This is a genomic window from Pedobacter kyonggii (assembly GCF_004310665.1).
In the GTDB taxonomy this organism is placed as follows: domain Bacteria; phylum Bacteroidota; class Bacteroidia; order Sphingobacteriales; family Sphingobacteriaceae; genus Pedobacter; species Pedobacter kyonggii.
Genome location: NZ_SIXF01000006.1, coordinates 25,596 through 39,409, shown reverse-complemented (window position 1 = coordinate 39,409; position 13,814 = coordinate 25,596). Strand labels below are relative to the sequence as shown.

The window sequence follows — 13,814 nt, the reverse complement described above, 5'->3', positions numbered from 1 at the left end:
CCGCTATATGCGGCATTTTTTTATTGGATTTCGATCTGTCTGGCGACCGCTTTGGCCTCCTCTTTTTTAGGAAGTTCAAGTTTCAGAATTCCATCGTTATAGCTTGCACTGATCTTTTCAATGTCAGCACTTTCCGGAAGTGTGAAAGATCTTGTGAAGGCCGAATAATTATACTCTTTTCTGTTATAAGTTCTTCCTTCGCTGAGGTTTTCGTTTTTTGTTTCAGTAGAGATAGTGAGCATATCCCGTTCTACCGAAACGCGGAAATCATCTTTTTTAAGTCCGGGCGCAGCAAGCTCAATGTGATAGTGATCAGCTGACTCCGAGATGTTTACAGCAGGAACGTTGCTTAAACGACGGTCGGTAAAAAAAGTGTCGCCAAGTACTGATTCAAAGATGTCATTAAAGCCTGGCAATAATGAACTGTTCTTTTTTTCCGGATTGAATTTAACCAATGTCATAGTGTTTTCTCCTTTAAAACTTTTAATAATAAATGAACTATAAATCAATTAATTTTCTCTGGACACTGATGGTCCCATTTTGATTGATCAACCGCTATGCCAATGGTGATAATAAAGTGATTAAGGCGGTCAAACTGAAAAATTTTCATTTTTTCTGAAATTTTTTCAGTGTACGGGACTGAAATTTTTTCATTGTATTTTTTGCCTTTAAGTGGTTTAGAGATGTTTTTAATTAGGTTAGATAATAAACTATTCTGAGCCATAAGGGCAGGAGAAGGAAATTTTAAGGATATAAGATGAAAATGCGGATGTGATCAATATATCATTACAGGCTTGGCACCGCCTCTTTAAGGCTTAACGTAAAGGGAAGCCAATTACTTGGTGTCTGTAACAGTATGTTCTGTTCAGGAGTTTCAATGAAAAATATAAAAAGGGGAGGGAATAAAAAATCAAAACCTTGAGTTCCAGAATGGGGTGGCCTATGTTGAAAATCTTTGAATTGACTTAACTATGATGTTAAAAAACTATTTCTGTAAAGATGCAAAAGAAACGATCAAAAGACTGATATACGCTTTTCACCTTTTCAGTCCTGTAAAATAAAAATGAGGTTGTATCATAAATATAGATTTGTCGTCCTGTCCAAAGGACTCCTGTGGAGAGCTTGTCGAAGGGCCTGTTTAAATACTCTTTAAGATATTTCGACAGGCTCAACATGACAGCATCTGGGTTGAAATCGTCTTTATGATACAGCCTCATTACATATTTCTTAGCCAATATCCTGTTACCTGCCTTGCTTCATCATATGGCGCATGGTAAAACACTCACCAATGCAGAGCAACTGTATCAGATTATTGGCTCGTAAGGTTTATATTTTTAAAAATGCCCACTGCTGGTTACGTCCACCACCGTAAGACCATTGAATAGCTGTACCGCCATTGTTAAGTGAAGATCCATTAATATCCAAAGCCTTTCCGCTATTTACATTAATAATCCTATAAAATCCATTAGTGGTAATCTGAATTGACCATTTTTGATTTGCACCACCACTATAATCCCATAAAGCTGCCTGGCCGCCATCAGCAGTGCTCCAGCCATTAATTTCTAAACACTTTCCGGTGGCATGCATTGGTGTTAATCTGTAATATCCACCTCCCGCATCTTCCACTTTGAACTGCTGGTTTGCTCCTGCTACATACCCCCACTGCTGAGCGGGTGTTTGATTGGCAGTACCCCATCCTCCAATTTCCAATGCCTTAAAGCTGTATCTGTTTACAATCTGGTAAACCTGTCCCACCTCGATGGTTGAGGTGGTGTTATTTTGTGCTCCCTGCATCACTGCGGCAAGGCCTTGCTGATCAGCAACTCCATTTGCCTGCCTGTCGATGATTCTGAATGCATTGTTTCCACTCGATCCATCATCCCAATAAAATGGAAGTAAACCGTTTAACAGTGCCTGGTGAGTGACGTGATTCAGGTAATATGCCCTGCTGGCCAGATGGAGTGTCAATGCATCTCCAGAAAGGGTTGTCAACCGCCGGACTGCTCCGTATTCTCCCAATATAACTGGAATGCCCTTATCAATATACTTAGTCTTCATCAGCGAAAAATCTGCTCCAGCATTTGATTCCTCTCCATAAGTAGCATTCCGTGAAGCATCAGTAGTAGAATGATATCCATCACCCCAATAATAAAACATATTGCCCCAACTTACATCCTGGGTGAGACCAGCAAAATTAAATGGTGTATAATGGTGTACTTCAACCATCAGGCGATTGGCTGCAGGATCTGTGGGTAGGGTATTCATTAAATTATTTGAGTATTCAATGCTGGTTGTGGGGCCTTGGATAACCAATACCCTGTAACTATTTCGGCCACCGGTTGATCTGACCGCATTCACAAAGGTTTGGTGATAGGAAAGCAGAACACTCATTCCGGTAGCATCTGATACCGCAGGTTCATTAGCACTGGCAAACATAACATGTTCGTCAAAATCACGCATTTGTGTTGCAATCTGTTCCCAAAAGGCTTTTTGTAATGCATTAACCTGGGCCTGTTGGGCTGTGGTGCAGTTGTTCTCCAGCCAACCTCCGTCCCAATGGATATTTAATATTACATACAGACCATCGTTAACACAGTATTGCACAACCTGCTTTACCCTGTTTAGCCATGATTGCTGAAGTTCTGCCGTAGCACTGTTGGCCATGTATTGGTTCCATGAGCAAGGGATCCGAACTGCAGTAAAACCGCTTCTTTTCACCTGATCGATAAGCGCCTGGCTAGCCATAGGATTGCCCCAGTTTGTTTCACCACCAACTGCCTCAAGTGTGTTGCCTAAATTCCAGCCCAGTTTGAATTTTGCCGAGAGCTGCATCGCCGTGCTGTTTACTCCCGATTGGTCGGGTGGAAGAGGTGATAAGTTGTAACTTGGATAACTGGTTGCGGTTAAAGCCCTGGCAGTTGTTTTATTAGTTGTATCCGATTCTGGAATGGCAACTTCTGGCTTTTGGCATCTTGTTACTAAAAGGAACATAAAGATGCCCATAAAATATTTTAAGGTTCTCATATTGTTGTAGATGATTTGGTTAGTAAACTATATTGGATTGATATTTGATCCAATAACAGTTAGTAATAGGTTAATCGACTAACTTTTTACAGATAGTTTTTTTATTGATCGGATAGGGAAACCATTGGTGCAGGTAATGTGCTTTGCCTTCCTTTTTTACTGAGTTAATACAGGAAAGCGGTTTGTTGCCATCGGTTGATGTTGTGTTTTTTCGGTTTCCGATTGCTTGTACACTGACGGGCCATGCATTTCTCGACATTAGCCGCAATCTTGTTGGTTCTAACAGCCTAGTTAGATTGATAACTTTCATGCTCATATTGTTTTTGGTTAGATAAGGTTATTATTAGCAGGCTGAAGCTGATAAACCTGCAATTGACGGTAATACTGATTTGAACCAGCAACACGCTGATTATAAAAAGTAAGAATGGTCCATGGGTTTATAGGATCTGCATACCAATAACTAAAAGTAACGATAGGTAATCTGCACACGGGGTATATATGTTGCTAAATAGGTAACAAATGTTGCCTGTTGATTTAAGTATTTTACAGGCTGGGGTTGCTTACAGTTATTCGTTAAAACATAGATGGTTTTTAGAGAATTCAAGTGGCTTAAGTTAACAGAATCATTTCCGGATAAAGCTTAAAAATTGATAAAATGTTACATAAGGGAGAGATGTTTTATAAGGCAGGATTATCTTGTTTTTTAGGTATTTGTCTGTTTTTCAGTATGTAAAGGTGTTTTTGTTTAGTTTTCTGATCAAAATGCTTTCGATAGCCATGTAACAAAAATATCCTTCTTTGTATCATTTGAGGCATTCGTCAATTTGACTTGAAACTATATTTGAATATTCAAAGCCAATTATTAATGGCAGGCAATTAAGATCAGTGATCATGGAAGAATAAACTCATCTACGTCTTGCTGTTCGGAGGACTGTTACTTAATAAGGGGCGAAACAAACCAAAATAAACCAAATATGAACCAAACAATTTCTATTCGGAAATTACCGGCTTTTTTGCTGGTGGTAATTTTCTTAGTGCTTCTGCACTTAAAAAGCTATGCTCAGGAGAGGCAAATTACAGGAAAGGTTGTGGGGAACGACAATCCCGCACCGCTGCGCGGAGTGGTCGTGCTGCTCAAGCCTAAGAACACACCTAAGAACACGGTTGTATCAACAAATGAACAGGGACAGTATTCTATAAAAGGAAATACCGGGGATGTACTTGTTTTCAAAATGATCGGTTTTCAACCACAGGAAATAACGATCGGTAATGGCAGTGTCATCAATGTTACCTTAAAGATCGAAACTACAAAATTGGATGAAGTGGTTGTTATTGGCTATGGGAAAGTAGCAAGAAAAGATGTTACAGGTTCAATAAGCTCAATCAAGGGAGACGATTTACGCCAAACCCAGCCAACTACTTTTGACCAGGCCCTGCAAGGCAAAGTTGCTGGGGTAGTGGTTCAACAGGTTTCGGGCCAGCCGGGTGGCGGCGTATCTATCCAAATACGCGGCGTGTCGTCAATAAGTGGCTCTAATTCGCCGCTATTCGTTATAGATGGTATTATTATCCCACCGGTAAACAACCCAGGTAGTGGTTCTAATCCGCTAAATTCAATAAATCCTGCCGAAATTGAATCAATAGATGTATTGAAAGATGCTTCGGCAACAGCCATATACGGTTCGCAGGCAACCAATGGAGTTGTTGTGATCACTACAAAAAGGGGGAAAGCCGGAGCGCCGCAGATCACTTATGATTTCTATGCAGGTTATCAGGAAATACTTAAGCGACTCCCAACAGTAGATTTGCAACAATTTGCTACGCTCATCAATGCCCGGTCCGCTAGCTCGGGCTGGGACTTTGATAAAAGGGCCGAATTTGCCAATCCTCAATATTTAGGTAAGGGCACCGACTGGCAAAAAGAATTATTCCGGAAAGCCCCGCAGATGAATCACACACTTACTGTAAGCGGTGGGGATGACAGAACCCAATATTTATTGTCAACCTCGTATTTTAACCAGGAAGGGATAGCCATTGGATCTGATTTTAGCAGATACTCAGTAAGGCTGAATTTAGACAATAAAACCACTAAATGGCTAAAAATAGGGACGAGCCTTCAGTTGTCGCATGTTGATGAAAAAGTAAACTCAACCTCCAGTAATGTAATTGCCACTGCACTAAGTCTTAGTCCTAATGTTCCGGTAACGAACTCTGATGGCTCTTGGGGAGGGGTTACCGATCCAAACGGTTGGGTAGCACCTGTTGCCAACCCGGTGGCATTGGCAGAAATTATCAAACACTTAAGAAAGCGAAATCAGGTATTTGGCAATGTGTATGCCGAAATACAATTGGCTAAAGGGTTATCGCTGCGAAATGAAGTATCCGGTAATTTCGATTTTAATACAGAAGATAGGTATTCGCCAATTTATAGTTTTGGCAAAGGTAATGTAAGCGCTAACTTCGGTTCCTCTAGCGCCGGTCAAAATTTTTATGTAGTAATACGCAATTTTCTAACTTATAACTATAATTTCAAAAAATTTCATATTGATGCTTTAGCAGGGCATGAATCGCAAGAGAGCACTTTTCAAAGTCTTGGTGCTTCACGAAGGAATTACGCTTCAGATAATGTGCAGGCGATTAGTGGTGGGGATGCTACCACGGCCACAAACTTTGGCTACAATTCATTATCAGACCCTACGGGAGGCTCTGCACAGGAATCTTATTTCGGCCGTGTCAATTTTTCATGGAATGATAAATATCTGCTTACCGGTAATATACGTAACGATGGTTCTTCAAATTTTCCATCCTACAACCGTTGGGTAACTACCTATTCGGGTGGATTTGCCTGGAAAATTAAAAACGAGTCATTTTTAAAAGATATAAAAGCTATAAATGAATTGAAGCTGAGGCTCGGTTACGGGATTACCAACAACCAGGGCATACCGGGCAATACATTTGTAACCCAGCTTCTATCAGTAGCCAATGGTCTATCAGGTATAGCGCAGTTTCAAAACAATTTGGCAAACGCAGACGTGACCTGGGAAAAAACTGATTATTACAGTGCTGGACTTGACGGAACGCTTTTTAAGGGGCGATTAAGTTTTACGTTAGAAGCTTACAACCGCTTAACAAAAGGCCTTTTATTACAGGTGCCGCTTCCAGGATACTCTGGTACTGTAGCGGGTTATGGACCGGGATCTATGCAAGCGCCTTTTGCCAATGTTGGCTCGTTAACCAACAAAGGGTTTGACATTCAAATCAATTCTACCAATATTAATGCTAAAAATTTCGGATGGAAAACTAGTTTTACCATATCGCGGAATATTAATAAAGTGACCTACTTAGGTGCAGGTGGAGATGATGCTAACTTAAGTAAGAAATCTTATGTGATTAACGATATCATTCAAAAAACGACGGTGGGCCGGCCTATTGGCGAATTTTATGGCTATGTATTTGATGGTATTTTCTCAACTCCAGAAGATTTTAAAAACCATGCACTGCCTGCTGACCCAAGCGGTAAGCCTTATCCGATCTCTCCAGCAGGTGGTGGTATCTGGTACGGTGACCGTATGTTCAAGGATTTGAATGGCGACGGTATTATCGACACAAGAGATCAAACCTTTTTGGGTTCCCCGATCCCCAAATTCCAATATGGTATCAATAATACATTTAACTACAAAAATTTTGACCTGAATATTTTCTTCAGTGGTAGTTATGGCGCCAAGGTATTCAATCAAATGGCTGTACAGCAAACCAATCCGCAAAATCAGGCTACCTTTTTTACATCGGTGTTAAATTATGCAAACTTAGCTATGGTAGATCCTAACGGCTCTCCATCTGATGTTAACAACGTATATGTTACCAACCCTAATACAACTATTGCTGGGTTGAGAAACGATAATACCAACGGTAATAACCGTCCTAATAGTTTGATGATCGAGGATGGCTCATTCCTGAGGTGTAAAAATATCACTTTAGGCTACCGTTTGCCAGAAAGTTTTTTATCAAAAATATCTATGCGTTCTGTTAGGGTGTATGCCAATGTATCCAATGCATTTATAATTACAAAATATTCGGGTATGGATCCTGAAATTGGTTCATGGGATCCACTTCAGGCAGGATGGGACAGCGGTTATTATCCGCAGCCAAGAGTATTTACTATTGGTGCAAACATAACCTTGAAATAATAAAACGATCAGCGATTAAAAATATATGTTTATGAAATTAATTAACAAAATTTTCATCATCCTGCTATGTGCAGCAGCAATTGTCGGATGTAAAAAGAGTTTTTTGGACCGTCCGTCCAACTCGCAGATAAGTTCTAACAATTTTTATAAAACTACCGCCGATGTACGATTGGCTACGGCAAGCCTTTATGGCGGTTCGCACTGGTGGTCATGGAGCAATGAGTGCTGGATACCACTTGGCGACGTATTGAGTGGTACCGCTAGCTTTCCGTATAATGGCGATTTGGTACAGCTTTTTACACGCACCATTACGGCCCAAAATAATCTTGTGACAAAAGGTTGGGTTGGGTTGTACAATACTGTAGCGCAATGTAATACGGTTATCACAGCTATACAACAGCAAGCTGATCCGTCTATTTCGGAAGCAGACAAAAATGCTGCCATAGCTGAGGCAAAATTTATTCGTGCCATGGCTTATTATAATTTGGCGATATATTGGGGTGCAGTGCCAATTATTGAAGACAACAGCAAACTGATAAAAGATCCGCTGCTTAACCGCAACATTGTTTCGGATGTGTATAAATTCGTTACTAATGACCTGACTTACGCAGCGCAATATCTTCCCAAAACCGATGAAAAAGGCCGGGTAACTACCTGGTCAGCACAGGGAATGCTGGGCAAGGCATATTTGACGATGGCGGGTGTAGGCAAAAGCGGCGGTGTACGCGATCAGGCCTTGCTTGACAGTGCCAAAAAGTATGCGGGCAATGTGTGTAAAAATAGTGGGCTGGCATTGTTTCCTAGCTATTATGATGTTTTCAAAGTGCAAAATAACGATAATCCCGAATCATTGTTCTCGCTTCAATGGGCCGGAGGTGTCGGGTATGGAACTGGCAACGGCCTACAACAATATTATGCGCCAGATAGAATCATTACTCCTCAACAACAAGGTGGATGGATGGCCTTAGCGCCAACTTACGATTTATACCGGATGTATTCTGCTAAAGATACGGTAAGGCGTAAAGCCACTATCATGCTCAACGGAGATTTTTATCCCGAATTGAATGCTGCCGGTGGTGGTTATAAGGCAAAAAGCGCGGGCATGAAAAAACACATGGTTGGTACCGAAAAAGACAACAACTTGCCAACAATGGATTCTTGGTCATCCCCCGAACATAATGCAATGCTTAGATTGTCCGATGTATATTTGGTATATGCCGAAGCCATTTTGGGTAACAATAGTACTACAAGCGATGCTGATGCACTAAAGTATTTCAATGCTGTGCGGACAAGGGCCGGCGTGGATATTGTGACTGCGGTAACTCCGGCTTTACTGCGCACGGAAAGAAGGGTTGAACTTGCTTTTGAAGGACAATACTGGACGGACCTGGTTAGGTATTCTTATTATGATCCGACTAATGCTGTGAAGTTTCTTAATGATCAGGATGCTACCCACGGTCGGATTTCGTTTACTTATGATCCTGTAACGAAGATAGCAACAAGGGATACTATTGCTCCGCCACTTACGCTTCCGGCAACTATCTCTTCATTTACATTGCCAATTCCGTCATCTGAGCTAACCACCGCCCCTAAATTGGCAGAACCACCAGTACCATATTATTAATTAAAAAAATTAAAAGATATTGTAATGAAAATAAAATCATATTTAACCTTCTACTCTTTGCTGCTTTTCTTAATGATAGCGGCTGTATTACCTGCGTGTAAAAAAGATAGAGAAAGTAGTTCTGCTCCAGTTATTTTGAGTATTAAGAATTATGCAGCCTCACCTAATGATACCGTTTTGCATAGTGCTGCGCCAAACGGGCAATATGTGGTAATAACCGGAGATAATTTGCAGAATGCTACACAAATAAGTTTCAATGGTGTTCCTGCTTCTTTTAACAGCGCTTTATTTGCGCCCAACAGCGCCGTAGTGCGAATACCTGACATGCAGTTTTCAAAAATTGATACTGCTAAACTCTATATTGTAGAATACGCTACAAAAGCAGGTTCCACAACGTTTTCTTTTAAATTAGGTCCGGCAGCACCTACCTTTGCGGGAATTTCCAATTTATACGCCAATCCAGGCGATTCTGTTTATGTTTATGGTTCGGGACTATTTTTCATTCAACGCTTTTCGTATAGAGGCACCCCAATCCAATCCTTTAAATTAGATACTGCCGGGAATTCTATTGGTTTTTTGATGCCGGCCACAACGACCGACGATCAGATATCAATCATCACCAAAAGCGGTACGTTGAATCATAAAATAATTGCGACCCCGGTTATAGCAGGTATTACCAATGAAAATGCAAACCCAGGTGATTCGGTTTATGTTTATGGTAGCTATCTTAAAGATATTCAAGTGCTTACGTTTGCAGGTGCCCCGGTTACTTCATTTGTATCATCCAAAAATGGAAGTTCTGTTGGATTCATTTTGCCAACGCTAACGCAAAGCGGACCGGTTTCAGTTACTACACCGTTTGGCACGGCTACTACTGCGTACCAAGTAAATGATGTAGTAACAGGCTCTATATCAAATTGGGACAGCAATTTTAACTGGCAATACTGGGGTGCTGGTAAACAAACTAATGGCAATCCTAATTTCTCTGGCAATTCAAGCACCTATTTTGTGTTGGATATTGATGGATTGTCTAGTAACGACGGATGGCCCTGGAGTACTAACATACCGATGAATGCAATACAATGGGTACCACAAAGCAATATTGCAGATGCGGCTGGCAATTGGGCATTTAAATTTGAAGTAAATATTCCAAAAACTTGGAAAGGTACTACAGTTAATATTGTAAGTGGAGTAAATGGCTATATGGCCCGGTGGGAACCTTGGAGAATAAACGCAACGACCACTGTACCGTACAGTACAAAAGGGTGGGTAACAGTAACTATTCCTTTAACATCATTCCGTGCATCACATCCTGAGCTTGGCGAGGGTATGGGGGCTTCACTAACCAAAATTTCCGATTTAACAGGTGATTCCGGAAATACCTCATGCATCATGTATATACATAACTACACGCTTTCGGCAGCCAGCTTTTATGGCGCTGTTGATAATTTGAGAGTTGTAAAAATTAAATAAACTAAAGCCCTACAGCAATATGCTGCTGTAGGGCTTTTACTAATTAAAATTTGCCAGTGCGAATGAACCTGCGGCTGATAATGCTGAGCAGATGGCCATACTCAATAGTAACCACCAGACATTTATTAATGCAATGCCATAGCATAAGGTTATTCCTTCTCTAAGGTTGGTTAGTGTTCGCCACTCCCGCAGAAGGGCTCACCTTTTGTTGCTTAGCTTAAAGAATAATTAACCAATTGAAAATAACCCCTTAAAGACTATCCGTTTTTTAAGGAAAATAAAAAAACATGTTTAGAAAAAAAGCGTTGTTAAGTACGGTTTTTGTTATCTCTCTTTTGGGATGTCAAAAAGATGTAAAAGCTCAAACTAATGTAGAAAAACCAAAAGTAGTTAATGGAAGTTTGGAAGAAAAATTCGCAAATGTTTCGCCGAAACTTACCTCCAATAATGCCAATCCTTTATTAGATTTTATGTTTACGGCCGATCCAACAGCCGTAGAATACAATGGAAGAATTTATGTGTATGCCACTAATGATCATCAACAGTATGAGAAGGTAGGGAAGGATGGGAAAAATTCATATGAGCATATCCGTACACTGGTGATGATGTCTTCTGATGATATGGTTAACTGGACCTATCATGGCCTCATCAATACTGCCGAGCTGGCACCATGGAGCCAGAATTCCTGGGCGCCTTCCATTACATCCAGAAAGGAAGCAGATGGCAAGACGCACTTCTATCTGTATTACTCAAATGGCGGTGGTGGCTCAGCGGTGCTTACTTCCACCTCTCCGGTTGGCCCATGGAAAGACCCATTGGGAAAGAATATAATCGACCGTTCTGTTCCCGGTGTGGATGTTGGTGCTCCATTCGATCCCGGAGTTCTTATTGATGACCAGGGTACAGGCTGGCTTACTTTTGGAGGCGGAACGCCTAAAACGAAATATATGCCAGATAATGCCAGAATCGTCAAATTGGGAAAAGACATGATCAGTTTGGCCAGTGATGTTGCTAAGATACCTGCTCCTTATTTTAATGAGGCAAGCGACCTTAACTTTATCAACGGAACCTGGGTTTATAGCTATTGTACGGACTGGGGTGAACGCACTGAATGGCCTTATAGCAATATTGATAAACCAACCGCATGCAACATATCTTACATGACAAGTAAAACACCCTTAACTCCGGATAGCTGGAAGTATCGCGATAATTACTTTAAGAATACTGGCGATGTTAACGTAGGGCCTTTGACAAACAATCACACTCACGTGTTCAAGTTTAAAGGGAAATATTATCTTGCTTACCATGCCATGTATTTACAGGATTATTTTGGCACTAAGGGCGGTTTTCGTAATGCGGGTATCGAAGAAATGCAGGTGGATGAAAAGAATGTGAGTTTCCCCATGGTCAATGCAACTTTTAAAGGTCCGTCACAACTTAACCCATTAAATCCATATGTTCTTCAGCAGGCAGAAACCACAGGAGGAACTTCGGGGCAAGTCCAGTTCGAAGCCGCTGGTAATCTGGGTAATATGGTTGCCAAAGGAAAAGCAGATCAACAATGTGTTATGGTACGGGGAGCCGATTTTAGCAAACAGATTCCTGCCAAATTCGAAGCCAGGGTGAAGGGAAAAGGCAGAATTGATGTTTATGTAAATAATCTTAAAGGTACCCCTCTTGTTTCCCTTACATGTGATGAGAAGGAATGGACTACACTTTCAAAGAAAATAGCCATGAAAATAGATAAAGGAGTAGAGAATATCTACTTTGTGTTTAATGGAGAGGGCTTTTTGTTTGATGAATGGAAATTCATTCGTTAATCCTGGTCGCAGGTTTATGGATGCTAATGATAATTAAAGTTGGTTAAGAATGAAAACCCCAAATGAAAATATGAAAAATGCGATTTACAGGTTATCGATGGTAGCCTTAATAATCACCCTTATAGTGCCGTGTTTATATGCACAAAAAGCCACCAATCCTATTATTTATGCAGATGTACCGGATATTTCAATAATACGTGTGGGCAATAGCTATTACATGAGCAGCACAACGATGCACATGAACCCCGGTGTGCCCATTATGAAATCGACAGATCTTGTCAATTGGAAAATGATCAACTATGCCCATGATGCTTTGGCAGATGTGCCGGCGCTAAATTTGACAGAAGGAAAAAACGCCTATAGTAAAGGCACCTGGGCAAGTAGTTTACGCTATCACAAGGGGATGTATTATGTAAGTACTTTTGCACAAACCACAGGTGAAACCTATATTTTTAAAACGAAAGATATAGAAAAAGGAAACTGGGAACGAATTTCTTTTAAGCCAGCATATCATGACAATTCTTTGTTTTTTGATGATGATGGCAAGGTATATTTAATTCATGACGCGGAAAGACTAAAAATTGTTGAATTAAATGACGATCTAACAGGAGTTAAACCAGGCGTTCCGGAGCGGGTGCTCATCGAAAACGCCAGTGCACCAACAGGAAAAGAAGTAGGTCTTGGAGCTGAAGGATCTCAATTATTTAAAGTAAAAGGCAAATATTATTTATTTAATATTTGCGCACCACGCGGTGGAATGCGAACTGTACTTATACATAGGGCAGATAATATCAACGGCCCTTGGGAAGGAAAAGTTGGCTTACAGGATAGAGGAATTGCTCAAGGAGGATTGATCAACACGCCTGATGGACGTTGGTTCTCTTATCTTTTCCGCGATTATGCTGCTGTTGGCCGCGTTCCTTATCTCGTTCCTGTAAAGTGGGAAGATGGATGGCCTGTATTAGGAGAAAATGGTAAAGTCCCGGAACAGCTAGACCTGCCGGCCAGTAAAGGTTTAATTCCAGGCATTGTTTCTTCTGATGAGTTTACCCGTAAAAAAGGCGAACCTGCTTTGCCGCTGGCTTGGCAATGGAATCATAATCCGGATAATGCGCTGTGGTCTGTAACTGAAAGAAAAGGATTTTTGCGCCTCAAAACAGGAAGAATCGACACTGATTTTCTTCAGGCCAGAAACACACTTACACAACGCACTGTTGGTCCAACCAGCTCAGCTTCTGTTGCCCTTGATGTTTCCAAAATGAAAGACGGCGATTTTGCCGGATTCTCAGCTTTCCAAAAAAAGTATGGATCAGTGGGCGTTAAAATTGACGCGGGTCAAAAGTCGATAGTAATGATCACTACTGATAATGATAAACCTGTTGAAGTAAAGCGAATTCCATTGGATCAAGACCAAATTTACTTCAGAATCGATTGCGATTTTACCGGCAAGAACGATGAAGCTAATAACCTTTACGCGCTTAATGGAAAAGATGAAGCTAGTTTCTTTTATAGTCTTGATGGAAAAGTTTGGAAACCAATATGGCAACCTTTGAAGATGAAATACGACATTCCGCATTTTATGGGCTATCGTTTTGCTTTGTTTAATTATGCAACTAAAAACATTGGAGGTTATGCAGACTTTGATTACTTCCATATCAATGACAAATGATTATAGTACAGCTGATA

7 protein-coding genes are annotated in these 13,814 nt (G+C 40.8%); 5 read left to right on the top strand and 2 right to left on the bottom strand.

Annotation, left to right across the window (positions count from 1 at the left end; all coding sequences use genetic code 11):
• Window positions 1-20: 20 nt before the first annotated feature.
• Together EYS08_RS08465 and EYS08_RS08460 are read right to left on the bottom strand one after the other, a co-directional pair.
• Window positions 21-461, bottom strand: coding sequence for an Hsp20/alpha crystallin family protein (locus EYS08_RS08465; RefSeq protein ID WP_131029618.1), 441 nt, complete (start codon window positions 459-461; stop codon window positions 21-23).
• Between the two features lie 865 nt (window positions 462-1,326).
• On the bottom strand, window positions 1,327-3,024 hold the full coding sequence (locus EYS08_RS08460; protein ID WP_131029617.1) for a cellulase family glycosylhydrolase: 1,698 nt from the start codon (window positions 3,022-3,024) through the stop codon (window positions 1,327-1,329).
• A 974-nt stretch (window positions 3,025-3,998) separates the two neighbouring features.
• Here EYS08_RS08460 and EYS08_RS08455 point away from each other — a divergent pair.
• From EYS08_RS08455 to EYS08_RS08435, 5 genes are all read left to right on the top strand, one after another.
• Window positions 3,999-7,211 carry a SusC/RagA family TonB-linked outer membrane protein gene (locus EYS08_RS08455; RefSeq protein WP_131029616.1) on the top strand — a complete coding sequence of 1,071 codons (3,213 nt, stop codon included), beginning with the start codon at window positions 3,999-4,001 and terminating at the stop codon, window positions 7,209-7,211.
• Between the two features lie 31 nt (window positions 7,212-7,242).
• On the top strand, window positions 7,243-8,835 hold the full coding sequence (locus EYS08_RS08450) for a RagB/SusD family nutrient uptake outer membrane protein (RefSeq protein WP_131029615.1): 1,593 nt from the start codon (window positions 7,243-7,245) through the stop codon (window positions 8,833-8,835).
• Between the two features lie 24 nt (window positions 8,836-8,859).
• Window positions 8,860-10,308, top strand: a complete 1,449-nt coding sequence (locus tag EYS08_RS08445; RefSeq protein ID WP_131029614.1) for a glycan-binding surface protein — start codon at window positions 8,860-8,862, stop codon at window positions 10,306-10,308.
• 287 nt (window positions 10,309-10,595) lie between these two features.
• Window positions 10,596-12,128, top strand: a complete 1,533-nt coding sequence (locus EYS08_RS08440) for a glycoside hydrolase family 43 protein (protein WP_131029613.1) — start codon at window positions 10,596-10,598, stop codon at window positions 12,126-12,128.
• Window positions 12,129-12,177: 49 nt separating this feature from the next.
• Window positions 12,178-13,797, top strand: coding sequence for a glycoside hydrolase family 43 protein (locus tag EYS08_RS08435; protein ID WP_244215899.1), 1,620 nt, complete (start codon window positions 12,178-12,180; stop codon window positions 13,795-13,797).
• Window positions 13,798-13,814 lie beyond the last annotated feature (17 nt).